Here is a 24,778-nt window from a genome sequence, read left to right as displayed (position 1 = left end):
GGAGAGGGAAGTCTTGAGCAGGAAGATTTCGCAACAGCCGCCGTTCCTTCTGGTCAACGTGGTGCCGTACGCGCTGCTGACGCTCCTCGTCGCGATCCTGATGATCGTCGAGGACTGGGCGGGCGGCGCCCTGCTCATCGACCTCGGCCTGTGCGGGCTGGCGGCCGCGTGGATGCTCGGCATGTTCACCCTGCGTCCCGGCTGGTGGGACCGGCCACGGATCATGGGGGTGTTCGTCGCGGGGCTGCTCGTGATCACCGCGGTCCTGGTGGTCCGACACCCCGTTTTCGGGCTCTTCACCCCTGCCGCCTACATCTACTCCTTCACGGTCCTGCGCTGGCCGTGGCGGCTGCTGGGCGTGGCCGCCGCGGCCGTCCTGGCCGGTACGGCGCAGGCATCCGGCGTTCCCAAGACGGACGCGCTCGGCCTGACAATGTACGGGATCATCGTCGCCTTCAACATCGCCCTGATGTGCGGCTGCGCCTGGGTCCTGCGGCTCGCCGAGCAGGAGGAGGAGCGGCGCGAGCAGACCCTCGAAGAGCTGAGCCGGACGAACCGGCTGCTGGAGGCGTCGCTCGCCGAGAACGCCGGCCTGCATGCCCAGCTGCTCGCCCAGGCCAGGGAGGCGGGCGTGCTCGACGAGCGCCAGCGGATGGCCCGCGAGATCCATGACACCCTGGCGCAGGGGCTGACCGGCATCATCGCGCAACTCCAGGCGGCCGAGCAGATGCACGAGGTTCCGGCGCCGTGGCGCCGGCCCTTCGACGCCGTCAAGAGCCTGGCGAGGGAGAGCCTGGCCGAGGCACGGCGCTCGGTCGACGCGCTCCGGCCCGAGCCGCTGCGGACCGCGCGCCTGAGCGACGCACTTGCCGACGTCGCCGACAAGTGGTCGAAGCTGCACGGGCTCGCCGTTCACGTCACGACGACCGGCACGGTGCGGCCGATGACACCCGAGGCCGAGTTCGCGCTGCTGCGCACGGCACAGGAGGCGTTGGCCAACGTGGCCAAGCACGCGCACGCGACCAGGGTCGGGGTGACACTGTCCTACCTGGAGCACGAGGTCGCGTTGGACGTGCGTGACGACGGCAAGGGCTTTGATCCGGCAGGTGTCGAAGCCGGCACCGCCACAAACGGCGGGTCACGGCCGCCGTCCCGCGGCGGCGGATTCGGCCTGACCATCATGCGTCAGCGCGTCGAAGGACTGTCCGGCACTTTGCAGATCGAGTCCGAGCCCGGCGCCGGCACCGGGATCTCGGCCTGCATTCCCACACTGCCGGCCGGGAGCCACGCATGACCGATCACGCGGCCGAGCCGGCAGCCGAGACCCCGATCCGGTTGGTGATCGCGGACGACCATCCCGTGGTCAGGGATGGGCTGAGCAGCATGTTCGCCTCCGCACCCGGATTCGAGGTGCTGGGCGAGGCCGCGGACGGCGCCGCAGCCGTACGGCTCGCCCAGGAGCTCCGGCCCGACGTGATCCTGATGGACCTGCGCATGCCGGGCATGGACGGGCTGACCGCGATCAACGAGCTGACCAGGCTCGGCGTCACCGCGCGCGTGCTGGTGCTGACGACCTACGACACCGATACCCACGTCCTTCCGGCGATCGAGGCGGGAGCGACCGGCTACCTGCTCAAGGACTCTCCCCGGGAGGACCTGCTGCGAGGTGCGCGGGCGGCCGCCAAGGGCGAGAGCGTGCTGTCCCCTTCGGTGGCGGCGCGGCTGATGAACCGGGTCAGGACGCCCGCGCCGCAACTGCTCAGCCAGCGTGAGCTCGAGGTCCTCGAACTCGTGGCGGCCGGGAACACCAACCGTGAGGCGGCCGCCCGGCTGTTCATCACCGAGGCCACGGTCAAGAGCCACCTTCTGAACATCTACGCCAAGCTCGGCGTGGGGGACCGCGCCGCCGCCGTCACCGAGGCGTTCAACCGAGGTCTGCTCGTCCCACGAACGCCTGAACAGTCCTGACCCTTAACGTGTCGTCAAGTGTGCGAATAGCGCACCGGATGCTATACGTCCCATTCTCAGTGCATCGAGATGTGGACGTGGTCGAAGTGGTTCTCGGTGATGCTGCCGCGGTCGCCCATCGCGCGCCAGCCCGAGCCGTGGTTGATGCGCTGCTTCCAGATCACGTACTTGATGCCGAGCTTGTCCATGTTCTTGATCGCCCATTCCGCGATCCGGTCGCCCAGGGCGAGGTTCGCGGCGGTGGGCATCGCGCCGCCGGTGCTCATCATGAAGTCGCACGCCCGGCCGAGCGGGTGCTCGCCGCTGGAGCCCGAGCGGAAGCAGCCCACCGCGAACGGCAGTGGGAAGTTCTTCTTCACCTGCTCGCGCATGAGCTGCGTGCGCGGCGTGATGTTGTCCGGGCCTGAGGGCAGTTCGGGGGCCCAGCTGCCGTCGGAGTTGCGGCCCGTGCCGAAGGGCACGAGGTCCTCGAGCTTCTCCTTGATGTCGTCGATGACGTCCTCGGCCTCTTCGCGCTGCTCGGCCACGACCTCCGTGTCCTCGCGGATCTCGGTGGCCAGCGCGGCGGCCTCCTCGGCGGCCTTCTTCTTCTCGTCGCGGGCCTTGGCGACGCCGTGCACGAGGGCCTGCTGCTCGGCGGTCAGCTGGTCCAGGACGGCGGCGCTGGGCCCGTTGTCGATCAGCAGGTAGCCGGGGACCGCCGCGGGGTCGCCGTTCTGGTAGCGCAGGCGGGCGATCTCCGCGACCCGCTGCTCGGTCTCGGCCAGCGTCCGTTCGGCGCCTGCGAGGCGTTCCTTGGCCGTCTCGGCGGCCTTCTGGGCCTCGGCCAGCTCGACACGCTTGAGGTTGTACTGCTCGATGAGCTTGTCGACCTTGGTGTTGAGCTTCTTGAGTTCGGCGCGGAGCTTGGATTCGGACGGTTTCGGCGCAGCCGACACCGCGGTCGCGGGGAACAGGGCGACAGCGGTGGCGGTGACGAGTCCGATGGCAAGTTTCGCGGGGGACGAAGCCGCCACGTAGAAGTTCCTCTCCCTCTGCCGGCCGGGTTAGCTGACGGGTTCGGGCATGGGAGCTGTCCCTACCACCGAAGTGGATTCACCCCACGTGCAATGGGTCCCCGGCTCCCGGGCGACACGCCCGGGATTAGGCGTGCAACGGCTGTTACGGCCGGTGCATAAGGGGATATTAATGGTAGATCACGAGTCATGCGACCTTAACGTGAAATCTACTAGTGATCAATTTGTGATCGAAGCATGCGTGCGGCCTCCTCCGGCAGCACGTCGTTGACGAAGGCGCCCATCGCCGACTCCGACCCCGCCAGATACTTCAGCTTCTCCGGCGCCCGCCTGATGCTGAACAGCTCCAGGTGCAGGTAGGCCAGCTCACGCCCCTGCCGCACGGGCGCCTGGTGCCAGGCCGCGATGTACGGCATCACGACGCCGAACAGCCCGTCGAAGGCCCGCAGCAGCGAGGTGTAGAGCGGCGCGAACGCGGCCCGCTCCGCCTCCGTCAGCGCCGCCAGGTCGGGCACCTGCCGGTGCGGATAGACGTGCACCTCGAACGGCCACCGCGCGGCGGCCGGCACGAACGCCGTCCACAGCTCGTTGGACGCCACCACCCGCGCCCCGGCCTCCCGCTCGGCCGCCAGCACGTCGGCGAACAGGTTCCCCTTGGTGTAGCGGGAGGCGGCGCCCAGCTGCAGCTTGGTCCGCGGGGTGACGTACGGGTAGGCATAGATCTGCCCGTGCGGGTGCGCGAGCGTGATGCCGATCTCCGAGCCGCGGTTCTCGAAGCAGAACACCTGCTCCACGCCCTCGATCGCGGACAGCTCGGCCGTCCGGTCGGCCCACGCCTCCATCACGAGCTCGACCTGGGCGTCGGAGAGCTGGGAGAACGAGGACGAGTGCTCGGAGGTGAAGCAGACCACCTCGCACCTGCCCACGCCCGGACGGACCTCGCTGAGCCCGCCCACAGCCTCATAGGTCCCGAAATTTCCGGAAAAGGAGGGGAAGCGGTTCTCGAACACCACCACGTCGTAGTCGTAGGCCGGGATCTCCGTCGACCGCGCGTCCGACGACGGGCACAGCGGGCACTCCGCCGCCGTGCCGGTCGGCTGGTGCGTCCGCGTCTGCCGGTGCCCGGCGATCGCGATCCACTCCTCGGTCAACGGGTCGTACCGCAGCTCGGAGGCCACCGGCCGGGGGTCGAGCGTGCGACGGTCGATCGCGCTCCGGTCGGCGTCGTCCCGCAGGTCGAAGTAGATCAGCTCTCGGCCGTCGGCCAGGTGGGTGATGGTGCGCTTCAAGGGGTGCCCTCCGCGATGATCAATTGTCCGGCCCTTTCGGCCAGCTCCGTACGTGCGTCCTCCGGCAGCCCCGCGTCGCTGATGACCACGTCGGCCTCGCTCAGCTCGGCGATGGTGCTGATGCCGACGGTGTTCCACTTGGTGTGGTCGGCGGGTACGACCAGGCGGTTGGCGGCTGCCACCAGCTCCCTGTCGGTCTCGGACTCGAGCAGATTGGGCGTGGTGAAGCCGGCGCGGACGCTCATCCCGTGCACGCCGAGGAAGAGGGTGTCCACGTGCAGGCGCCGGATCGCGGCCACGGCCACCGGGCCCACTAATGCGTCGGACGGCGTGCGTACGCCGCCGGTCAGCACGACCGTGCGGTCGGCGCGCGGATTGCGGTGGAAGACCTCGGCGACGGGGATGGAGTTCGTGATCACGGTGAGCTCGGGCACGCCGATCAGCTGGTGCGCCAGCGCCCAGGTGGTGGTGCCCGCGGACAGCGCCACGGCGGTGCCGGGCCGCACCAGCTGGGCGGCGCGGCGGGCGATGGCCTCTTTCTCCTGCTGCTGGCGGGCGGACTTGGCGGTGAAGCCCGGCTCCTCGGTCGATCCGGGGCCGAGGGCGGTCGCGCCGCCGTGCACTTTTTCCAGGAGACCGCGCTCGGCCAGCACCTCGAGGTCACGGCGGATGGTCATGTCGGAGACGCCGAGCTCGCGCACGAGGTCGGCCACCCGGACGCCGCCGTTGCTGCGTACGCGTTCGAGGATCGTCTGCTGACGCTGCTGTGCGAGCACTCCCGCTCCTTCCAACAGATTCCACCAAATTATGACACGAATATGTTGGGGGAATGTTAGTTCAGCAGGAAGGCTTGCCTGGTCGGCGCGGTGGAGAGACTGTGAGGGATCATGCCGTAGCACCGGACGACCGGAGGCGACCTCATGGCCAGGCGCGCACGTAAAGGCAGGGCACGTAAGAAGAAGAGGGCGAACCACGGCAAGCGCCCCACGGCACGATGAAGTGGGCCGCCCGGACCGGGCGGCCTTCTTCACGCCGGCAGCTCGGTGAGGGCCTGATCGATGCGCTCCTGCGGGAGCGTGTAGTCCTCCAGTTGCCCGGTCAGGTAGCGGTCGTAGGCCGTGAGGTCGAAGTGGCCGTGGCCGCAGAGCGCGGTGAGGATGACCTTCTCCTCGCCGCTCTCCTTGCAGCGCAGCGCCTCGGCGATGGTCTCGGCGAGCGCGTGCGTGGGCTCGGGGGCGGGCACGATGCCCTCGGTCCTGGCGAAGCGGACGCCGGCCGCGAAGCACTCGTTCTGGGAGCGGGTGACCGCCTCGAACAGGCCCAGGTCGTACATGTGCGACAGCAGCGGCGACATGCCGTGGTAGCGCAGTCCGCCCGCGTGGATCGGGTCCGGCACGAACGAGTGACCGAGCGTGTGCATCTTGAGCAGCGGTGTGAGCCCGGCGGTGTCGCCGAAGTCGTAGGCGTAGACGCCGCGGGTGAACGACGGGCAGGCGGCGGGCTCCACCGCCCGCAGCACCGTCTGGATCCGTCCGGCCAGCTTCTCGCGCAGGAACGGGAAGGTGAGGCCGGCGAAGTTGGAGCCGCCTCCGGTGCAGCCGATGACCAGGCCGGGCATTTCGGGAAGCTGCTCCAGGGCCTCCTCGCCGATCACCGTCTGGTGCATGAGCACGTGGTTGAGCACCGAGCCGAGCGCGTAGCGGGCTTCGGGGTTCGCGGCGGCCACCTCGACGGCCTCGCTGATCGCGATGCCCAGACTGCCCGGCGAGTCGGGGTGCTCGGCCAGCACTTTGCTGCCCGCGCCCGTCACGGTGGACGGGCTGGCGTGCACGGTGGCGCCGTAGACCTGCATGAGGGAGCGCCGGTACGGCTTCTGGTCGTAGGAGGCGCGCACCATCCATATCTGGCATTCGAGATCGAACTGGGAGCAGGCGAACGCCAGTGCCGATCCCCACTGCCCGGCGCCGGTCTCGGTGGTGAGCAGGCGCACGCCCTCTTTCGCGTTGTAGTACGCCTGCGGCACGGCTGTGTTCGGCTTGTGCGAGCCGGCCGGGGAGACGCCCTCGTACTTGTAGTAGATCCTGGCCGGCGTGTCGAGCGCCTTCTCCAGCCGGCGGGCCCGGATCAGCGGCGTCGGCCGCCAGAGCCGGTAGACGTCAAGCACTTCCCGCGGGATCGGGATGAACCGCTCACCGCTGACCTCCTGTGCGATGAGCTCCATGGGGAAGAGCGGAGCCAGGTCGTCCGGGCCGACCGGCTGGCGGGTGCCGGGGTGAAGCGGCGGAGGAGGGGGTGCGGGCAGATCGGGAACGACGTTGTACCAATCGCTGGGGACCATCGTCTCAGTCTGACGCCCGTGGGCCGCCGCCTTCCAGAGGGCAGGCCGAGATCAACGCCTCGCCCGGTCGTGGACGTCCAGCACGGCGAGGCGAGCCGGGTGGTCGGCCCGGACCACGACGTCCGCCGCCTCCTGGGGGTGGACCTCTCGCTCGTACCGCTCGTACGCGGGCAGCCGCCACCGCTCGTCCTCGGGCGTCCCCCGCTCCAGGGCGCCGGCGGACAGCCACAGGTGCACGCTGACGTCGAACGTCAGCCCCCGCCCCAGCAACAGCGTCCCGTCGACCAGCGCCACCCCGCCTCGGGGCAGGTCCTCGTACGGCGCCCGGTACGCCCGGTCGACCCGGCTGTCCCACAGCGCCGGGAGCACCCGCCCCGACCCGCCCGCGTCCAGCGGTTCGAGCACCTCCCTGCGCAGGGCGGACACGTCGAGCCAGTCCTCGTAGAAGGCGTCGGGGTCTGTCCTGCCGTGCTCGAGGCGCAGCGACGCGGGCCGCAGGTAGTCACCGGCCGACACCCGCACCACGGGACGCCCGCGCAGCCGGAGAGGGGCGACGAGCTCGTCGGCGAGCGCTTCGGGGCGCGCGGCCGGCGCCCCGTCCACGGCCACTCTCACCCATGCGTCCCCCGGCCTGCCGGCGATGAGCTCGGCCAGTTCCCCGACGAGTCCGTCACGTGAGATGGGTCGCGCACGCATCATCCCGAGCCTACGGCCCGCCGCCGTCACATGCGATCATCACCCGGCGCCCGCCGCCAGCGCCCGTCCTTCCCCTCGCGACCGCCACGCGGACAGCACCGACTCCACGACCGCCGCCGAAACGCCAGTGCTGGTGTCCACCTCGTGGTCATACGGCCCGAACATGTGGATCCCGTCGACCTCCACGTGAGTCCGCCCCTCCCCGATGCGCCGATCCCCTCGCTCGCGTTCCCTCCGGTCGATCTCCGTAAGATCGCAGTGCACGCCGACCAGCCACACGTCGAAGCCCTCGAGCAGGCGGGCGAGGGAGTCGCGCCAGGCCGGGAACTCGATGACGTGCTCCACGATCAGATCGTTGCCCGCGCCGGCCAGAGCGGGCAGGCACCGGTGGAAGCCGTCGAAGAACCGCGGCCGCATCGCCTCCCACCACGCGAAGGGGCCGTGTCGGTCCCGCCGTTCCGGCAGGATCCCGCTCGCCACGAACTGGTCGGACGACACGTGGAGGAACGGCTCGTCGAGCGCCCGCTGCAGGGCTTTGGCCAGCGTCGACTTCCCGGAGCTCGAGGCCCCGTTCAGCAGGATGACCCGCCCCGGTCCCCGGTCCGGCGGAATCGGCTCCGGCCCGGACGACGGCATAGGCCTGATCTGCGACATCGTGCGCGTCCTGGCCGCTGTCAGAGGTCCCGCGCGAAGCGCGCCATGGCCTCGGTCGCCTCTTTGAGCATCTGGACCGACGCGACCGGGTCATCGGTCTCCACGCCGTGGTCCGCGCCGGGGATCTCCAGGTAGGGGTGGCCGAGCGTCCGTACGGTGTCGCCGGCCCACGCCCGGTCGGCGGTGCCCCCGATCAGCAGCGTGGGCGCCTGACTGCGGCGCAGGCCGTCGACGACGGAGTCGATGTGAAGCAGCGGTGTGAGCCAGATCGCGGGCAGGCCCCGCTCGGCCGCCAGCGGCGCCGCGAGCGAGCCGAGCGACTTGCCGACCAGGAGCAGGCGTTCGGCCTTCTCCGCCTCGACGGCCCGCCGCGCCTGATCCGTGACCCATCGGGTCAGCACCTCGAGGTCTCGGGTCGCCGGCGCCTCCCACCAGATCTCCTGCACGGACCAGCCCTGACGCGCGAGCACCGACCGCGCGAAGTGAAGGAGTGGACGGGCGGGCAGGTAGCCCGCTCCGGGGAGGATGACGGCCACCCGATCGGAGGCGCCTTCATGCCGGGTGGGAACCCCGAAGACCGTCTCAGGAGCCGCGCTCACCTCAGCGGCCTCCATGCCAGGTGTCGAATCGGAGTGCGGGCTGGTCCAGGAACGCGCTGAGCCGCTTCATCCTGCTCACGCAGTCGGAGCAGATGTGTTGCTCGACCGATCTGGCGGTGGCCTCCGGTGTCGGCTCGCGGAAGGCACCTGACACCGTCATGCCCAACGGAAGGTTGGTGTCGGGGTCCATCCTGACCGTCATGACACTGGCGGGGGTGAAGCTGAAGGTTCGCTTGCACAGGTGGCATCTGCCGATTGTCGTGATCTGCTCATCTGTCATGGTCGTCCGCCCTCCTCCATCGCACCGTACAACTCACGGCTCGGCCGGCGCAGTGGCGGCAAGGTTCCGGAGATCACGGAAGATCCGGAAGAAGAAGCGAAGATCGCGAAAGGCCAGGCTCCCCAGCGGGATGACCTGGCCTTTCGCCGTTTGGAGCGGACGACGGGAATCGAACCCGCGTAGCTAGTTTGGAAGACTAGGGCTCTACCATTGAGCTACGTCCGCGCGAACCGGTCGAACTCTGGTCTAGACTTCATCCGGTCGTCCGAGCGTAAGCGTACCGGAGTCCCGGAGCTCTTGCGCACTCGGCGAAGCGGGGCGTGGCGCAGCTTGGCAGCGCGCTTGCTTTGGGAGCAAGAAGTCGCAGGTTCAAATCCTGTCGCCCCGACTGGCATGACGAGCAGGAAGGCCGCTCTCCGAGATCGGGAGCGGCCTTCTGCGTGACCACGACGGCCGGCTCACTAGTTGACGCAGTCCTGCGTGTCGAGCGCCAGCACCAACTGCCTGACCGCGCCCTTCTCGGTGATGAACGCGTAGTACGCCTTGGGGTTGCGCGGGACGGAGACGTACGGGAACTCGCTCGGGTGAGTCTTCAGGCGCGGGTAGGCCCTCCTGACCTGCTTCATCGTGGAGCCGAGACCGACGCCCTCAGGCGTCTTCATGCCCTTCTGCGCGAAGATGACGGCCACGCCGCGCTTCTTGGAGATGTACAGGCCCACGCTGCCCCTTCCTGTGGGGTACTGCTTCAGATCCCAGCCGGAGCACGGGCCGCCCACCCCCTTGCGCACGATCTTCCCGGTGCCCCTGGCCTTCTTCAGGCTCATCCCCAGTTTGATCACCCCGTAGCCGTACGGCCCCAGCGCCGGCTGGGCGAGCGCGGGTGTGCCGGTGGCGACCAACGCCCCGCCCGCCAGGATCGCGACGAGCACTTTTCTCATTGGCGAGTTTCCCTTCCCCTTGCGAGCCGTCCCCCGAGACCGGAGCCCGGCGCCCACGGTCCCGTGGTGGATTCGCCCGCGGTCCCCTGGTGGATGAAGAGAGCGTCGTCAGGCCGGACCCCGAGCTTCCCCGCATCCGTTGACCTCGCCGGCGCCGGCTACGATTCGCTGAATCCGTGACCGATCCCGCAGCGCGGGGATCAGCGCGCTCGGCACGGCCGTTTCCTCGATGTCAGCGGCCGGCTGCGGGCACGCAAGGAGCGACTCCGGCGGTGACGGGCCCGCCGGTCAGGGCATGCGGGCGATGAGGGATTTCGGGGCGATCTGGCGGTAGGCGTCGGCGACGATCTCGGCGACCTCCGTCCAGTCCACGTCGTCCACGTCCAGATAGACCCCCAGCCAGCCCCTGTGCCCCACGTACGGCGGCCGGAAGAAGCGCTCGGGGTTCTCGGCCACCAACTCCTCCTGCGCCCCTGGAGGGGCCGCGCACCAGAAGGCAAGGCGGTCGTCGTGGTGGTGGTCGGCGAACATGACGAACGTCTTCTTGCCTCTCACGAACCACGTCGGCTCGCCGTGGCTGAGGCGCTCGGTCGTCTCGGGAAGAGCCAGGCAGAGCGCCCGCAACCGGTCCAGGGCCTCCATAGGGGTCAGCCCGTCAGCGTGAGGGGGTTGACGAGGTCGGCGTAGACCAGGAGACCGGCCATGACGATCATGACGATGGCGATCGCGTACGTCAGCGGCAGCACCTTGGCGATGTCGACGTACTGCGGCTCCGGCCGACGCATGATCTTGGCGTAGGCCCGCTTGATGCCCTCCCACAGGCCGCCGGCGATGTGGCCGCCGTCGAGCGGGAGCAGCGGGATGAGGTTGAACATGCCGATGGCCAGGTTGAAGCCCGCCAGCAGGTTGACGAAGATGGCGATCTTCTTCTCGTTGGACAGGTCGGAGGCGAGGATCTCGCCGCCCATGCGGCCCGCGCCCACCACGCCGACCGGGCCCTCGGGGTCGCGTTCCTCGCCGGAGAAGGCCGCGTGCCAGACGCCGACCATCTTCTCCGGCAGGTTGAGCAGGGAGCCCGCCACGCGGGCCGTGAGGGCGCCCATGTAGCCGACGACCTCGCCCATGCTCTGCCGCTCCATGACCTCCGTCGGCAGCACGCCCAGGAAGCCGACGTTCTTGTCGATCTTCTGGGGGTCCTCGAGGCTGGGGCGGTCTTGGGCGATGAGCGTGGCGTCGAGCGTCATCGGCCTGCCGTCGCGGACGATGCCGATCTGGGCCGGGCCGGCGCCGTGGCCGCGGATCAGACGGGTGGCGTCTGCCCAGGAGTTGATCTTCTGGCCGTCGAAGGACACGATGCGGTCGCCGGGCTTCATGCCCGCCTGGACTGCGGGGGTCGGCTTGTCGGTGGCCTTGCAGGTGTCGCGCTGCTCGGAGATCGGGATCACGCACGTGTCGGTCTCGGGCGAGACGATCGGGGCCCAGGTGGGCAGGCCGATGCCGACCAGCAGGATGCTGAAGAACACGAACGCGAGCACGAAGTTCATCAGCGGGCCGCCGGACATGATGATGACCTTCTGCCACCACTTCTTGCGGTAGAAGACGCGGTCCTCGTCGCCGGGCCGCACCTCCTCCTGCGCGGCCTCGCGGGCCGACTCGATGAGCCCCTGGAACGGCCCCGTGGCGGTGCTGCGCACCTTGCCCGGGTCGTCGCCGGGACGCGGCGGCAGCATGCCGATCATGCGGATGTAGCCGCCGAACGGGATCCACTTGATGCCGTATTCGGTCTCACCCTTGCGCCGCGACCACGCGGTCGAGCCGAACCCCACCATGTATTGGGTCACCCTGACGCCGAAGATCTTGGCGGGCACGAGGTGGCCGAGCTCGTGCAGGGCGATGGAGATCATCAACCCGATGAGGAAGATGAGGATCCCCACCAGATAGAGCCAGTTCATCTATGAGCGCTCCAGGGCAAGGCGGACGGTCCCGACAGCCCCAGGGTAGTCGAACTCCCCCAGCGCCACGGGCTTGCGACAGCTTTGGCAGGCATTGACAGTACGCAATCAGACGATCACCCTAAGAGACGACGGAGGGGGACGTCTTGATCAAAATACTGATCGCAGAACACCTGCCCTTGGTGCGCCGCGGCCTTCTGGCCACCCTCGGCGCCGAGCCCGACCTGCGGGTGGTCGCCGAGGTCGGGAGCGCGGAGGAGGTGGTGACGACCGCCCGGTCCAGCGGGCCGGACGTGGCCGTCGTCGACCTCGATCTGCCGGGGCTGCCCGTAGTGGCCGAGCTGGCCGAGCGGGTGCCGCAGTGCCGCACGCTCGTCCTGTCGGCCCGGCCCGATCCCGGTCAGGCGCGCAAGGCCCTGGCGGGGCCGGCACTGGGATTCATGAGCCTGTGCGTGCCGCCGGAGCGGCTGGCCGAGGGGGTGCGCCAGGTGGCGGCGGGGCGGCGGGCCGTCGAGGCGGAGCTGGCGGTGGCCGCGCTGCAGTGCGCGCGCAACCCGCTGACCAGGCGCGAGCTCGACGTGCTGCGGATCGCGGCGGGTGGGGCACGCTCGACGGAGATCGCCGACCAGCTGTTCCTGTCGGTCGGCACCGTGCGCAACCACCTGTCGCGGATCATGTGCAAGACAGGGGCGCGAAACCGGCTCGACGCCGTACGCATCGCGAACGACTCCGGCTGGCTCTGAACCACGCAGACGGGGCTCCGGTGAAGCCGCGCCGCTCCACCGGAGCCCCGGACACCCTAGAGGATTCCAGCCCGGCCAGGCCCTTTCCAGTGACCCGGATCACGACCTCACCGTGTGAAACATCACTAGGGGCGCCAGATGAGCACCAGCGCGCAGTCGTCGTTGTGGCCGGAGGCCATGGCGTTGACCAGGGCCCTGGCGCCGTCGCGGAACCCGGAGGGCAGCAGCCGCTCCGCCTCGCCGAGCAGCCGGTCGAGCCCGGCGTCGATGTCGCGCCCCGGCTGCTCGATCAGCCCGTCGGTGAAGAGCAGCAGCGCGTCGCCCTTGCGCAGGGTGCCGCTGTCGGGCTCGCAGTGCAGGTCGGGCACCACGCCGAGCACCACGCCCTTGGCGGAGGCCACCTGCCAGCTCCCGGTGCCCGCGTCGAACTTCACCACCGGCGGATGCCCTGCCGAGGTGATCGTGTAGTCGCCGGTGGCCAGGTCGAGGCGTACGTGCACGGCGGTCACGAACCCCTCGTCGCCCCGCTGCCGGTGGAGGTAGGCGTTGCAGGCGGGCAGGAAGTCGTCGACCGCGCCGAGGAGCCCGCCGAACGTGCCCGACAGCAGCAGCGCCCTGGTGCCCGCGTCGACGCCCTTCCCGGACACGTCGACCAGGGCGATGTCGACGGTGTCGCCGTCGCGCATGGAGACCAGGAAGTCGCCGCCGAACGACGACCCGCCGGCCTGCTTGAGCACGACCTTGCCGCCCCAGTCCTTCGGCAGCGGGGGCAGCTCGCCCTGGCTCTTGAGCCGGTCGCGCAGCTCCAGCAGCATCGCGTCGCCGCGCAGCCCCTGGACGCCGAGCTTGCCCCTGGTGCGGGACATGAGCACGGCGAGCACGATGGTGAACCCGATCGTCACGGTCAGCCCCAGCCCGATCCGGCCCACGCCGAGCGAGATCGCGATGTAGCCGAGCGCGGCGCCCACCGCCACCAGCAGCTTGACCAGACTGCGCAGCCGCAGCTGGAGACCGCCGATGAGGGTGACCAGGATGAGCAGCGACGGGGAGAACCACTCGGTGGAGACCTTCGCGGCGAGCGCGCCGATGACGAGCGCGAGCGTGCCGAGGGTGATGAGCAGGTTGCGGTCGCGGGCCAGCGGGCCTCTGCGGACAAAACGGACAATAGACACAAGGAATGGCACCCGCACCAGGACCGCGCGGACCCGTGGCGGGATCAGCGGCGCCGGACGGGAACTCATGATGCGCCTGACTGTATCGGTCTGACCCGTGTTTGGGCAGCCCACTTGACCAACGCCTTGATCATTAAGCACGGATATTGAGTGGCCCTCCCCCTTTGCCCGCTCCTACCGTGGACTGATGACGTATCCGATCCGCCCGATTGACGCGTCCGAGTGGCCGCTGTTCTCCGGAGTCCTCCAGGAAGCGTTCGGCTGGACGACCCCTCCGTCCCAGTCGGAGCGGTACAAGGCCATGACAGAGTTCGATCGCACGCTGGCCGTCTTCGACGGCGACCTCATGGTGGGGGTCACCTCCGTCTTCAGCTTCAGGATGACCGTTCCCGGCGGGCAACTGCCCGTCGGCGGGGTGACCGCCGTGGGCGTGCTCCCCTCGCACCGCCGCCGCGGCGTGCTGTCGCAGATGATGCGCAGACAGCTCGCCGACATCCGCGAACGCGGTGAGCCGGTGGCCGCGCTGTACGCCTCCGAGTCGGTGATCTACGGCAGATTCGGGTACGGCAGGGCCTCGAGCTCGCTGTCGTTCCGCATCGACAAGCACGGCTCCGCCTTCGTCAAGGACGCACCGGCCGACCCGTCGCTCAGGCTCAGGGTGGCGAACCCCGCCGACGTGCGGGCCGGCATCGAGCGGCTGTTCGCGTCGGTGGTGACCGCGCGCCCGGGCCGCTACGAGCGCACCAAGGAGTTCTGGGACGACACTCTGGCGGACGAGGAGTCCGACCGGCACGGGCTGAGCTCGCTGCGCTGCATGCTGGCCGAGGACGACCGGGGCGTGCGAGGGTACGCGTTGTACCGGATCAAGAGCTCCTGGGACGAGAACGACGTGGCCAACGGGGAGCTGCACCTCATCGAGCTGGAGTCGGCCGACCCGGCGGCCTGCGCCCTGCTCTGGCGCAGCGTGCTCAACCGCGACCTGGTCACCAAGGTGCGGGCCTACCGGCCGACGGACGAGCCGCTGATCGCGTTGCTGGCCGACCCGCGGCAGCTGCGCGCCGGCTACATGGACGAGCTGTGGGTACGCCTGGTCGAGGTGGACAGGGCGCTGGCCGCCCGCGCCTACTCCGCGCCGGTGGACGTGGTGATCGAGGTGGAGGACGACGTGTGCCCGTGGAACGCGGGCCGCTGGCGGCTCACCGCGGACACGACGGGCGCCGAGTGCAAGCCGGCCGAGGACGAGCCGGACATCACGGTTCCGGTGAGCGCGCTCGGGTCGGCGTACATGGGTGACGGGCAGCTCGTCCAGTTGCTCGGCGCGGGGATGCTGCGCGAGCACGTGCCCGGCGCGGTGCGCGCACTCGCCACCGCCATGTCCTGGAGCCCCAAACCGTGGGCAGGCAAGGTCTTCTGAAGTACCGTCGAATCATGGCCCTGCAAAGCCTGCAGATCACCGCGACCATCGCCATGCGTGCCCGCGACGTGTCGAGGCCGTCGAAGGAGCAGCAGGAGGCCGCCGACCGGCGGCCTCTGCGCGACGAGATGCCCAGACGCGACTCCAGGCGCAAGGGTTAGCCGGGCAGGGAGGGCAGCTGGCCGATGGTCTCGTAGGCGTCCAGCTGAGCGATCCGCCTGCTGTGCCGCTCGCTGCCGGAGAACGACGTGGTCAGGAAGACCTCGACGAACCTGGTGGCGTCCTCGATGGAGTGCATGCGCGCCCCGACGCTGATCACGTTGGCGTTGTTGTGCTCGCGGGCCAGGCTGGCGGTCTCCTCGCTCCAGGCCAGGGCCGCGCGGATGCCGCGCACCTTGTTGGCGGCGATCTGCTCGCCGTTGCCCGAGCCGCCGATCACGACCCCGAGGCTGGCGGGGTCGCCGGCGACGCCCTCGGCGGCGCGCAGGACGAACGCCGGATAGTCGTCCTCGGCGTCGTAGACGAAGGGACCGCAGTCGGTCACCTCGTGCCCGTGGTCCTTCAGCCAGGACACGAGGTGGTTCTTGAGCTCATAGCCGGCATGGTCGGCACCGATGTAGACACGCACCCGCCCAGTCTTCCACAGCCCCCGGCGACCGGGCTCGCTGGCTAGAGTAAGGACCTCACCCGTTGTCCAGTCCTTACGAAAGCAGGGATCCATGCGAGAGATCCGCGTCATCGGCGATCCGGTGCTGCGCACGCCGGCCGAGCCGGTCACGGACTTCGACCGCGAGCTGCGCCGCCTGATCGAGGAGATGTTCCAGGCGATGTACGCGGTCAACGGCGTGGGCCTGGCCGGCCCGCAGATCGGTGTGTCGCGGCGGCTGTTCGTGTACGACATCAACAACCGCAAGGGCCACGTGATCAACCCGACGCTGACGGTGGACGACCCCGAGGAGATCCTCGACGAGGAGGGCTGCCTGTCGGTGCCCGACCGCCAGACGCGCCTGCCGATCTACGCGCCGGTCGCGCGGGCGGCCGGGGTGACCGTCGAGGGGGTCGACCGGTTGCGGCGGCCGGTGCGGATCAAGGCCCGCGGGTCGCTGGCACGCTGCTTCCAGCACGAGACCGAGCACCTCGACGGCAAGCTCTACGTCGACCGCCTGCCGAAGACCGAAGCACGCAAGATCATGCTGAGAGCGTAGTCATCCGTCTCGGGGGTCAGAGCTGCATGGCCTTGACCTCGAGATATTCCTCAAGGCCGTGCTCGCCCAGCTCGCGCCCGACGCCCGACTGCTTGTAGCCGCCGAAGGGGGCCATCGGGTTGAACTTGCCGCCGTTGATGGCGACCTGGCCCGTGCGCAGCCGGCGGGCGAGCGCCACGGCGCGCTCCTCGGTGCCCGACCAGACCGCCCCGGACAGGCCGTATCTGGTGTCGTTGGCGATCTCGACGGCTTTGTCCTCGGTCGTGTACGGGATCAGCGAGAGCACCGGGCCGAAGATCTCCTCCTGCTCGATCGTCATCCCGGGCTCCACGGCCGCGAACACGGTGGGCGCGACGTAGTAGCCCCGCTCGTGGGGCCGGTCGGTGCCGCCGGCCACCAGCCGGGCGCCCTCCTCCTGGCCCCGGTTGATGTAGCGGATCACGCGGTCGCGCTGGACCTGGGAGACCAGCGGGCCGATCCGGGTGGACTCGTCGAACGGGTCGCCGACGGTGTATTTCGCCGCGGCCTCGACCGCCAGGCGCACGGCGTCGTCGTACTGGTCGCGGTGGACGATCATGCGGGTCCAGGCGGAGCAGGTCTGCCCGGCGTTGACGAAGCAGTTGGCCACGCCGACCTTGACGGCCGTCTGCAGGTCGGCGTCGGGCAGGATGACGTTGGCGGACTTGCCTCCGAGCTCGAGCGCCACCCGCTTGACCGACTCGGCGGCGAGCGAGGCCACCCGCCGGCCGGCGGCCGTGGAGCCGGTGAAGGACACCATGTCGACCTCGGGGTGGGCGGCCATGGCCTCGCCCACGACCGGGCCGCGCCCGCTGACCAGGTTGAACACGCCCGGCGGCAGGCCGACCTCGGCGAAGATCTCCGCCAGCGCGTACGCCGCCAGCGGCGCCACCTCGCTCGGCTTGAGCACGACCGTGCACCCGGCGGCCAGCGCGGGAGCGACCTTGCAGACGATCTGGTGCAGCGGGTAGTTCCACGGCGTGATCGCCGCGACCACCCCGACCGGCTCCTTGACGACCAGCGAGTTGCCGACGCGGGACTCGCGCGGGTGGCTCTCGGCGAGGCGGGCGTAGGACGCCAGGACGCCGGCGGGCATGAGCGTCTGCACCTTGAGCGCGAAGCCGAGCGGCGAGCCCATGTCGGTCGCGATCGTCTTGGCGATCTCGTCGGCGCGCTGTCTCAGCAGCTCGGCGGCGTCGGCCAGGAGCTTGCCCCGCTCCGCCGCGGCGGTTTCCGACCAGGCGGGGAAGGCTCTTCGGGCGGCCGTCGCGGCCGATTCCACATCGTCGGGAGAGCCGGCGGGCACGCGGTCGATGATCTCTTCCGTGGCCGGGTTGACGACCTCGATGGGCTCGTCGGACGTCGATGCGGTCCAGGAGCCGCCGATATACAGCTGACGCATAGCACCATCCTGACAGCGCCTCGGGGGGCGATGCGCCGGGTCGTCCTGAGCGGGGGATAAACCTTCTACACCGCCACCAGCCTTATCCCCGTCAGAGTACGACGATTACACCGGCATATCTGGATTTGTTAGTCGAACTGGGGCCGCCGGGTGCGGGTGCGCTTCAGTTCAAAGAAGTCGTCGAATTCTGTCACCGCGAGCACGCCGTCCCACATCCGGCCGGCGTCCTCCCCCCTGAGGATCTTGGTGATCACGGGGCCGAAGAAGGCGTTGGCGCCGACGCGGACGATCGGCGTGCCGACCTCCTGGCCGACGAGCGTGATGCCCTCGTCGTGGGAGGCGCGGATGGCGTCGTCCCATTCCTCCGACTCCATCGCGTCGGCGAGGGTCCGGTCGAGGCCCGCGGACTCGAGGGCGGCCTCGTTGATCTCGCGCAGGCGCTCGGGGTGCTTGCCCAGGCCCTGGTTGTGCAGGCGGGTGCCGAGCTCGGTGTAGAGCTGTCCGATGTACTCCTCGCCGTGCTTGGCCGCGGCCGCGGCTATCGTCCTGACGGAGCCGTGGCTCGTGCGTGCCCGCTGCTTGTAGTCGTCGGGAACGTCTTTGTCCTCGTTGAGGAAGTAAAGGGACATTTGGCGGAAGCGGGGTTCGATGGGGCGGACCTTCTCGACCTCGAGCAACCAGCGCGACGTGACCCAGGCGAAGGGGCAGGAGGGGTCGAACCAGAGGTCCACGGGAATCTTCTCAGCCATGTGTGGCCATAACCTGAGGTGGTTCGGGTCCTATTCCCGTCATGACAGGATACCGACAAACCCCGACGAAGCGGTGAAAAGGAGCGCAACTTGGCAGGCAACCTGACCCGGGACGAAGCGCGTGAGCGCGCCCGGCTGTTGAAGGTCGAGTCGTACGAGGTCGCACTCGACCTGACCGAAGGGGAGGAGCGCTTCGAGAGTGTCACGACGGTCCGCTTCACCAGCACCGCCCCGGGCGCGTCCACCTTCATCGACCTGCACGGCGCGCACGTGCGCAAGGTCACGCTGAACGGCCGGGACCTCGACGTGGCCGCCTACGACGCGGAGAAGGGCCGCTTCCCGATCCCCGCGCTCGCCGAGACCAACGAGCTGCGGGTCGACGCCGACTGCTCCTACATGCGCACCGGCGAGGGCCTCCACCGGTTCGTCGACCCGGTGGACCAGAAGGTCTACCTGCACAGCCAGTTCGAGACGGCCGACGCCCACCGCATGTACGCGTGCTTCGACCAGCCCGACCTCAAGGCCACCTTCCAGCTCACCGTGCTGGCCCCGGCCGACTGGGAGGTGATCTCCAACGCGGTCGCGGTCAACGTGGAGGACCTGCCGGCACAGGCCGGCAAGCACGGCACCGTGCCGGCGGCCAAGCGGTGGGAGTTCGCGGTCACGCCGGTCATGTCGACGTACATCACGGCGCTGGTCGCCGGGCCGTACCACAAGGTCACCTCGGAGCACGACGGCATCCCGCTCGGCCTCTACTGCCGGGCCTCGCTGGCCGAGCACCTCGACGCCGACAACCTCTTCGAGATCACCCGGCAGGGCTTCGACTTCTTCCACCGGGTGTTCGGCCTGCGCTACCCGTTCGGCAAGTACGACCAGTGCTTCGTGCCGGAGTTCAACGCCGGCGCCATGGAGAACGCCGGGTGCGTGACCTTCCTGGAGGACTACGTCTTCCGCTCCCGGGTCACCGACGCGGTGGTCGAGCGGCGCGCGGAGACGATCCTGCACGAGATGGCGCACATGTGGTTCGGCGACCTCGTCACCATGCGCTGGTGGGACGACCTGTGGCTGAACGAGTCGTTCGCCACCTACATGGCCGTGCTCGCCCAGGCCGAGGCCACGCGGTGGGGCAAGGGCGCGTGGACGACGTTCGCCAACGTGGAGAAGGCCTGGGCCTACCGCCAGGACCAGCTCCCGTCCACGCATCCCATCGCCGCGGACATCCCGGACATGCAGGCGGTCGAGGTCAACTTCGACGGCATCACGTACGCGAAGGGCGCCTCGGTGCTCAAGCAGCTCGTCGCGTACGTGGGGCTCGACAACTTCCTGGCCGGCGTGCGCGACTACTTCAACGAGCACGCCTGGGGCAACACCGAGCTGAAGGACCTGCTCGACGCCCTGGAGCGGACCTCGGGCCGCGACCTGTCCGCCTGGTCGAAGGAGTGGCTGGAGACCTCCTGGGTCAACACGCTGCGGCCCTCCTTCGAGGTGTCCGGGGGCCGGTTCACGAGTTTCGACGTGCTGCAGGAGGCGCCGTCCGACTACCCGACGCTGCGCTCGCACCGGGTCGCGATCGGCCTGTACTCCCTGGTGGACGGGAAGCTGACGCGGACCAAGCGGGTCGAGCTGGACGTCGTGGGCGCCCGGACGAGCGTGGCGCAGCTCGTCGGCGAGGAGCAGCCGGACCTGGTGCTGCTCAACGACGACGACCTGACCTACGCCAAGATCCGCCTCGACGAGGACTCGCTGCGGACGCTGGTCGACGGCGGCATCGTCACGTTCACCGAGTCGCTGCCGCGGGCGCTGTGCTGGTCGGCGGCCTGGGACATGACCCGTGACGGCGAGATGTCCACGCGCGACTACGTCAAGCTGGTCGTCTCGGGCGCGGGCACGGTCACCGACATCACGGTCCTGCAGACGATCCTGCGGCAGGCGCGCATGGCCGCGCAGCAGTTCGCGGACCCGGCCTGGCGGGCCGAGGGCCTGGCGCTGCTGGCGGGCGAGCTGCGTTCGCTGCTCGCCACGGCCGAGCCGGGGTCGGACCGCCAGCTGGCCTACCTGCAGGCGTTCGCGCCGGTGGCCACCTCGGCGGAGGATCTCGACCTGCTGCAGGGCATCCTCGACGGCACGGCGGTGCCCGAGGGGCTGAGCGTGGACGCCGACCTGCGCTGGAGCCTGGTCCACGCGCTGGTCGCCGGCGGCCGGATGGCCGAGCCGGACATCGACGCGGAGCTGGAGCGCGACCCTACGGCGACGGGTGAGCGGTCGGCCGCGCAGTGCCGGGCCGCGATCCCGACTCCCGAGGCCAAGAGCGCGGCGTGGGACCGGATCGTGGGCGGCAAGCTGGCCAACCACATCGCCCGCGCCACGATCGGCGGCTTCCAGGACCCGCACCACCCCGAGCTGCTGGAGCCGTTCCGGGAGAAGTACTTCGCCGAGGTCGGGCGGATCTACAAGGAGTGGACGTTCGACCAGGCCTCGTCGTTCGCGGTGGGGTGCTTCCCCTCGCTGCTCATCGAGCAGGAGACGCTGCGGGCCGCCGACGACTACCTCACGAGCGAGCAGCCGCCGCAGGCGCTGCGCAGGATGATCCTGGAGGGCGCCGACGGCGTCCGCCGCGCGCTGCGCAACCGCGAGAAGGACGCCGCGTCCGCCTGATCCGCCGCGTTCGAGGCCCTCGCCACGCCCGGCGGGGGCCTTTCGCGTTTCCCGGACGTTTCCGACCCTTGACAGGGGTCCCCTGGAGGGGGATATTTCGGGACTAACTTTACTTCTAAAGAAAGTCCTCGTACATGGCAGCCACTGACCGCGGCGACCTCACCAGGACGGCGATCCTGGCCCTGCTGGGCACCAGCGGGCCGCTGAGCCGGACCGAGATAGCCCGCGAGCTGGACCTCAGCCCCGCCACCGTCACGCAGCTCACCCGCGAGCTCATGGGGCAGGGAATGCTGGAGGAGCTCGACCTCAAGCCCTCCCGGGGCGGGCGGCCCGCCGTGCGGCTGGGGCTGATCGGCGGGGCCGGGCGGGCGCTGGGCGTCAAGGTGACGGCCGATCACCTGGTGCTGGTGGACGTGCGGCTGGACGGCGAGGTGCTGGGGTCGTGGGAGCGGCCGTTCGACCCGGCCGCGCCCGACGCGCTCGACGAGCTCGCGGCGGCCGTGGAGTCGGTGGTGCCGGCGCCGGGCGGGCAGGCGCCGCCGCTGCTCGGGGTCGGCGTCGGGGTGCCCGGGAGCGTGGACGACCAGGCCGTCGGCACCGTGAACGCGCCGACGCTGGGGTGGCAGGCCATGCCGGTCGGCGAGCGGCTGCGGCGCCGGTTGGAGCTTCCCGTGCTGGTCGAGAACGACGTCAACGCGCTGGCGGCGGCCGAGCGGCTGTACGGGCGGGGGCGTACGCACCGGGACTTCCTCGTGGTGACGATCGGGCGCGGCGTGGGCGCGGCGATCGTCGCGGACGGGCGGGTGTACCGGGGGGCGCGGGGCGGCGCGGGCGAGTTCGGCCACCTGCCGGTGGACCCGGACGGGCCGCTGTGCGGCTGCGGGGCCAGGGGGTGCCTGGAGGCGTTCGTCGGCTCGGCCGGCCTCCTGGCCGCGGCCCGCGCCAAGTCCGCCGCCCGCGAGCACGCCCGCCCCACAGCCCGCGAGGACGCCCGCCCCACAGCCGGCGCCGAGCCCACCGCCCAGCCCGACGCCGGCACCGGCACCGTCGCGCGCCCCGCCCCCCACGCCCCCCAGCCCTCGCCGGGCGGAGGTCCGAGGACGAGCGGGGGTGGCGAAGAGGATGGCATCCGGCCCCCCAGCCCAGGCACGGGGCCGGGAGAACATGGCCCCCTGAGCCCGGTGGGTCGCCCAACCGGTGCAACGGGCGTAGTGGGCGCAGCGGCCGCACTGAGCGCAGGGCACGCAAGGGGCGCAGGGGGCGCAACCGGCTCAGCGGGCGCACTGGGGGCAGGGGGCGCAATGGGCCCAGCCGGCGCGATGGACGCTAAGGGCGCAGAGAGCGCAGCGGGCGCAATGGGCCCAGCGGGCGCAGTGGACGCAGAGGGCGCAGAGGGCGCGGTGGGCGCAGGCGATGGGCCGGACGGGCGCGGGAGCGGCGTCCCCGGCTCGGGTGACGGCGTGGCGTCGGGCCGGGGCGCCGGGTGGGGCCGGGGCGAGGCGGACCCGCTGGGGGCGGTGGCGGCGCTCGGGCGGGCCGGGACCGACGGCGATCCCGTGGCGCGGGAGGTGTTCGCCGAGGCGGGGGCGATACTCGGGCGGGCCACCGCGGGGCTGATCAACGTCGTGGACCCCGAGGTCGTGGTCGTGCTCGGCGAGGGCACGGCCGACTGGCCGCTGTGGCGGGACGGCTTCGAGCAGGCGCTCAGGGCGCAGCTCTATCCGGGGCGGCGCGACATCTCCGTCGAGGTGGAGAGCTGGGACGACACGAGCTGGGCGCAGGGCGCGGCGGCGCTGGTGCTGGCCACCCCGTTCGACGCGGCGGGCGCGGCCGGCGAGCAGGGCCGCCTGGTACGCGCCCGCCTGATCGGAGCCACGCCATGAGGCCCCCGCCACGTCCGCCCGTGCAGCCTCCGGCCGCGTGAGCGAGGAGATGACCCCATGACCCTTACCGCCGCCCCACCGGAGGCGCGGGCCACGCACGAGCGGACCAGACCGCGCAAGGGCTGGCGTTACGCCGCCACCGTCGCGGTGTTCCTGCTGCCCAGCCTCGTCCCCCTGACCCTCTACACGATCGTCCCGATGCTCGGCTCGCTCTGGACGAGCCTGCACGAGTGGGACCTGATCACCGAGATGCGCTGGGTCGGCCTGGGCAACTACGTCGAGCTGATCGGCGACCCCGAGACGCACGCGGCCTTCCTGCACACGCTCTACTTCATCGCGGGCTACCTGCCGCTGGTCTACGCGGGCGGTCTGGGCCTGGCCATGCTGCTCAACCGGGCGCCCCGATCGACTGGGGCCGGCCGGAGCCTGCTGCGCGGCATCTACTTCCTGCCGGTGATCACGAGCTGGGTGGTCGTGGCGCTGATGTGGAAGTGGCTGCTCAACCCGGCCAGCGGCATCGTCAACTGGACGCTCGGGCTGTTCGGGGTCAGCGGCCCCGGCTGGTGGACCGACCCCGACTGGGCGATGCCGTCGATCATCCTCGCCTCGGCCTGGAAGGACCTGGGCTTCGTGATGATCATCCTGCTGGCCGGGCTGCAGGCGATCCCCCGTGAGTACCAGGAGGCCGCCATGGTCGACGGCGCCACGGCGTGGCGCCGGTTCCGGCACATCACACTGCCGCTCCTGTCGCCCTCGACGTTCTTCGTGGTCGTGATCTCGCTGATCAACGGCTTCCAGGTCTTCGACCAGGTCAAGATCATGACGAACGGCGGGCCCGGCGGGGCCACGCAGGTGGTCGTGTCGCAGATCTACGACCTCACCTTCAGGTACGGCAGGGCCGGCGCTGCCTCGGCGCTGTCCTGGCTGCTGTTCGCCGTGGTGCTGATCGTGACGATCATCCAGATCCGGGGCCAGAGGCGGTGGGTGACGTATGGGTAAGTTTCTGCGCTACCTGCTGGTGGGGACGGGCGCGCTGGTGATGGTGTTCCCGTTCGCGTGGGCGGTGATCACCTCCGTCACGCCGGGCGAGGCCGTGCTGGCCGTGCCGCCGGACCTCACGCCCGAGGGCGCGAGCCTGGACGCGTACGCCAGGCTGCTGGAGACGCTGCCGTTCTGGCGGATCGTCCTCAACAGCGCCTGGATCGGCGCCACCTCCACGGTGCTGCAGCTGGTCACCAGCGCCATGGCCGCCTACGCGTTCGCGCGGCTGCCGTTCCCCGGCCGGGGCGCGTTGTTCGCCGTCTACCTGACGACGCTGATGATGCCGCTGCCGGTCCTGGTCGTGCCGCTGTTCATCGAGATGCGCACGTTCGGCCTGGTCGACACGTACTTCGCACTGCTCGCGCCGACGATCGCCTCGGCGTTCGGGGTGTTCCTGCTGCGGCAGGCGATCAACCAGGTGCCGCGGGAGTTCGACGAGGCGGCCGTGCTGGACGGCGCCGGACATTTCCGGATCTTCCTGTACGTGGTGCTGCCGCTGATCCGTCCGGCGCTGGCCACGTTCGCCATCTTCGGCTTCATGGCCAGCTGGAACAGCTACCTCTGGCCGCTGATCATCATCAAGTCGCCCGAGTTCATGACGCTCCCCCTGGGCCTCGCCACGCTGCACGGCCAGTTCACCACCGAGTGGGACGTGGTCATGGCGGGGTCGGTGATCAGCGTCGTACCGATCCTCATCCTCTACGTCTTCGCGCAGAAGCACGTCATCGCCAGCGTCGCGCAGAGCGGGCTCAAGTAAAGGAAACCC

25 protein-coding genes, 2 tRNA genes, 1 pseudogene and 1 riboswitch are annotated in these 24,778 nt (G+C 70.2%); of the genes and pseudogenes, 12 read left to right on the top strand and 16 right to left on the bottom strand.

Annotated features, from left to right (window positions below; translation table 11 throughout):
* The first annotated feature begins 13 nt into the window (after nt 1–13).
* Nucleotides 14–1,294, top strand: coding sequence for a sensor histidine kinase (locus tag ID574_RS30050; protein ID WP_188192319.1), 1,281 nt, complete (start codon nt 14–16; stop codon nt 1,292–1,294).
* On the top strand, nt 1,291–1,968 hold the full coding sequence (locus ID574_RS30045) for a response regulator transcription factor (protein ID WP_188192318.1): 678 nt from the start codon (nt 1,291–1,293) through the stop codon (nt 1,966–1,968). Before ID574_RS30050 ends, ID574_RS30045 begins: the two co-directional genes overlap by 4 nt.
* A gap of 56 nt (nt 1,969–2,024) precedes the next feature.
* Here the strand turns inward: ID574_RS30045 and ID574_RS30040 are convergent, their stop codons facing one another.
* The 3 genes from ID574_RS30040 to ID574_RS30030 all read right to left on the bottom strand — a co-directional run bounded on the left by ID574_RS30040 (nt 2,025) and on the right by ID574_RS30030 (nt 5,049).
* Nucleotides 2,025–2,984 carry a coiled-coil domain-containing protein gene (locus tag ID574_RS30040; protein WP_188192317.1) on the bottom strand — a complete coding sequence of 320 codons (960 nt, stop codon included), beginning with the start codon at nt 2,982–2,984 and terminating at the stop codon, nt 2,025–2,027.
* Between the two features lie 5 nt (nt 2,985–2,989).
* A riboswitch (cyclic di-AMP (ydaO/yuaA leader) is annotated at nt 2,990–3,128 on the bottom strand.
* Between the two features lie 68 nt (nt 3,129–3,196).
* Nucleotides 3,197–4,273 (bottom strand): galactose-1-phosphate uridylyltransferase, encoded by a 1,077-nt coding sequence (gene galT, locus ID574_RS30035; RefSeq protein ID WP_188192316.1) that lies wholly within the window; start codon nt 4,271–4,273, stop codon nt 3,197–3,199.
* Nucleotides 4,270–5,049: a DeoR/GlpR family DNA-binding transcription regulator gene (locus tag ID574_RS30030; RefSeq protein WP_188192315.1), complete on the bottom strand. Its 780-nt coding sequence runs from the start codon at nt 5,047–5,049 to the stop codon at nt 4,270–4,272. Before ID574_RS30030 ends, galT begins: the two co-directional genes overlap by 4 nt.
* A gap of 144 nt (nt 5,050–5,193) precedes the next feature.
* Between ID574_RS30030 and ID574_RS62935 the strand changes: the two genes are divergently transcribed.
* Complete coding sequence (locus ID574_RS62935; protein ID WP_376768103.1) at nt 5,194–5,271, top strand: 50S ribosomal protein bL37; 78 nt, start codon at nt 5,194–5,196, stop codon at nt 5,269–5,271.
* Nucleotides 5,272–5,300: 29 nt separating this feature from the next.
* Here ID574_RS62935 and ID574_RS30025 read toward each other — a convergent pair.
* From ID574_RS30025 to ID574_RS30000, 6 genes and pseudogenes are all read right to left on the bottom strand, one after another.
* Nucleotides 5,301–6,614: pseudogene (locus tag ID574_RS30025) on the bottom strand (TrpB-like pyridoxal phosphate-dependent enzyme); the annotation flags it as partial.
* 48 nt (nt 6,615–6,662) lie between these two features.
* Nucleotides 6,663–7,307, bottom strand: coding sequence for a nucleoside/nucleotide kinase family protein (locus ID574_RS30020; RefSeq protein WP_188192313.1), 645 nt, complete (start codon nt 7,305–7,307; stop codon nt 6,663–6,665).
* Nucleotides 7,308–7,346: 39 nt separating this feature from the next.
* Nucleotides 7,347–7,961 carry a chloramphenicol phosphotransferase CPT family protein gene (locus ID574_RS30015; protein WP_223167205.1) on the bottom strand — a complete coding sequence of 205 codons (615 nt, stop codon included), beginning with the start codon at nt 7,959–7,961 and terminating at the stop codon, nt 7,347–7,349.
* Nucleotides 7,962–7,981: 20 nt separating this feature from the next.
* On the bottom strand, nt 7,982–8,560 hold the full coding sequence (locus ID574_RS30010) for an alpha/beta fold hydrolase (RefSeq protein ID WP_223167204.1): 579 nt from the start codon (nt 8,558–8,560) through the stop codon (nt 7,982–7,984).
* Nucleotide 8,561: 1 nt separating this feature from the next.
* Nucleotides 8,562–8,840 (bottom strand): hypothetical protein, encoded by a 279-nt coding sequence (locus ID574_RS30005; protein WP_188192311.1) that lies wholly within the window; start codon nt 8,838–8,840, stop codon nt 8,562–8,564.
* A gap of 151 nt (nt 8,841–8,991) precedes the next feature.
* Nucleotides 8,992–9,065 (bottom strand) — tRNA-Gly (locus ID574_RS30000).
* Between the two features lie 89 nt (nt 9,066–9,154).
* Here ID574_RS30000 and ID574_RS29995 point away from each other — a divergent pair.
* Nucleotides 9,155–9,228: transfer RNA gene (locus ID574_RS29995), tRNA-Pro, on the top strand.
* 73 nt (nt 9,229–9,301) lie between these two features.
* On the opposite strand, the gene ID574_RS29990 is transcribed toward ID574_RS29995, so the two are convergent.
* From ID574_RS29990 to ID574_RS29980, 3 genes are all read right to left on the bottom strand, one after another.
* Entirely contained in the window at nt 9,302–9,778 is a 477-nt protein-coding gene (locus ID574_RS29990) for a hypothetical protein (RefSeq protein ID WP_188192310.1), read from the bottom strand.
* 288 nt (nt 9,779–10,066) lie between these two features.
* Complete coding sequence (locus ID574_RS29985) at nt 10,067–10,420, bottom strand: MmcQ/YjbR family DNA-binding protein (RefSeq protein WP_188192309.1); 354 nt, start codon at nt 10,418–10,420, stop codon at nt 10,067–10,069.
* 5 nt (nt 10,421–10,425) lie between these two features.
* Nucleotides 10,426–11,730, bottom strand: a complete 1,305-nt coding sequence (locus ID574_RS29980; RefSeq protein ID WP_188192308.1) for a M50 family metallopeptidase — start codon at nt 11,728–11,730, stop codon at nt 10,426–10,428.
* 146 nt (nt 11,731–11,876) lie between these two features.
* Here ID574_RS29980 and ID574_RS29975 point away from each other — a divergent pair, with 146 nt between their 5' ends.
* Nucleotides 11,877–12,473, top strand: coding sequence for a response regulator transcription factor (locus ID574_RS29975; RefSeq protein WP_188192307.1), 597 nt, complete (start codon nt 11,877–11,879; stop codon nt 12,471–12,473).
* 125 nt (nt 12,474–12,598) lie between these two features.
* On the opposite strand, the gene ID574_RS29970 is transcribed toward ID574_RS29975, so the two are convergent.
* Nucleotides 12,599–13,714: a PP2C family protein-serine/threonine phosphatase gene (locus ID574_RS29970; protein ID WP_188192306.1), complete on the bottom strand. Its 1,116-nt coding sequence runs from the start codon at nt 13,712–13,714 to the stop codon at nt 12,599–12,601.
* Nucleotides 13,715–13,832: 118 nt separating this feature from the next.
* Between ID574_RS29970 and ID574_RS29965 the strand changes: the two genes are divergently transcribed.
* Both ID574_RS29965 and ID574_RS29960 read left to right on the top strand, forming a co-directional pair.
* Nucleotides 13,833–15,059, top strand: a complete 1,227-nt coding sequence (locus ID574_RS29965; protein ID WP_188192305.1) for a GNAT family N-acetyltransferase — start codon at nt 13,833–13,835, stop codon at nt 15,057–15,059.
* 14 nt (nt 15,060–15,073) lie between these two features.
* On the top strand, nt 15,074–15,220 hold the full coding sequence (locus ID574_RS29960; RefSeq protein ID WP_188192304.1) for a hypothetical protein: 147 nt from the start codon (nt 15,074–15,076) through the stop codon (nt 15,218–15,220).
* On the opposite strand, the gene ID574_RS29955 is transcribed toward ID574_RS29960, so the two are convergent.
* On the bottom strand, nt 15,217–15,687 hold the full coding sequence (locus ID574_RS29955) for a ribose-5-phosphate isomerase (RefSeq protein ID WP_188192303.1): 471 nt from the start codon (nt 15,685–15,687) through the stop codon (nt 15,217–15,219). The two genes, ID574_RS29960 and ID574_RS29955, sit on opposite strands and share 4 nt — an antisense overlap.
* Nucleotides 15,688–15,778: 91 nt before the next feature.
* On the opposite strand from ID574_RS29955, the gene def reads away from it, so the two are divergent.
* Complete coding sequence (gene def / locus ID574_RS29950) at nt 15,779–16,264, top strand: peptide deformylase (RefSeq protein ID WP_188192302.1); 486 nt, start codon at nt 15,779–15,781, stop codon at nt 16,262–16,264.
* 16 nt (nt 16,265–16,280) lie between these two features.
* Here def and ID574_RS29945 read toward each other — a convergent pair whose 3' ends face one another.
* Entirely contained in the window at nt 16,281–17,684 is a 1,404-nt protein-coding gene (locus tag ID574_RS29945) for an aldehyde dehydrogenase family protein (protein ID WP_188192301.1), read from the bottom strand.
* A gap of 128 nt (nt 17,685–17,812) precedes the next feature.
* The gene (locus tag ID574_RS29940; protein WP_188192300.1) at nt 17,813–18,433 is read right to left on the bottom strand and encodes a mycothiol-dependent nitroreductase Rv2466c family protein; all 621 of its coding nucleotides are present in this window, start codon (nt 18,431–18,433) and stop codon (nt 17,813–17,815) included.
* A 90-nt stretch (nt 18,434–18,523) separates the two neighbouring features.
* On the opposite strand from ID574_RS29940, the gene pepN reads away from it, so the two are divergent.
* From pepN to ID574_RS29915, 4 genes are all read left to right on the top strand, one after another.
* Complete coding sequence (gene pepN, locus ID574_RS29935; protein WP_188192299.1) at nt 18,524–21,088, top strand: aminopeptidase N; 2,565 nt, start codon at nt 18,524–18,526, stop codon at nt 21,086–21,088.
* A 134-nt stretch (nt 21,089–21,222) separates the two neighbouring features.
* Entirely contained in the window at nt 21,223–22,971 is a 1,749-nt protein-coding gene (locus ID574_RS61830; RefSeq protein ID WP_262496066.1) for an ROK family transcriptional regulator, read from the top strand.
* Between the two features lie 57 nt (nt 22,972–23,028).
* On the top strand, nt 23,029–23,970 hold the full coding sequence (locus ID574_RS29920; RefSeq protein WP_188192298.1) for a carbohydrate ABC transporter permease: 942 nt from the start codon (nt 23,029–23,031) through the stop codon (nt 23,968–23,970).
* The gene (locus tag ID574_RS29915) at nt 23,963–24,769 is read left to right on the top strand and encodes a carbohydrate ABC transporter permease (protein ID WP_188192297.1); all 807 of its coding nucleotides are present in this window, start codon (nt 23,963–23,965) and stop codon (nt 24,767–24,769) included. Before ID574_RS29920 ends, ID574_RS29915 begins: the two co-directional genes overlap by 8 nt.
* The last annotated feature ends 9 nt before the right edge of the window (nt 24,770–24,778 follow it).

Origin of the sequence: Nonomuraea sp. SYSU D8015, from assembly GCF_008065375.1 — a bacterium.
Classification (GTDB): Bacteria; Actinomycetota; Actinomycetes; order Streptosporangiales; family Streptosporangiaceae; genus Nonomuraea.
The sequence above is the reverse complement of the archived record's forward strand: the minus strand, read 5'-3'. Positions and strand labels throughout refer to the sequence as shown.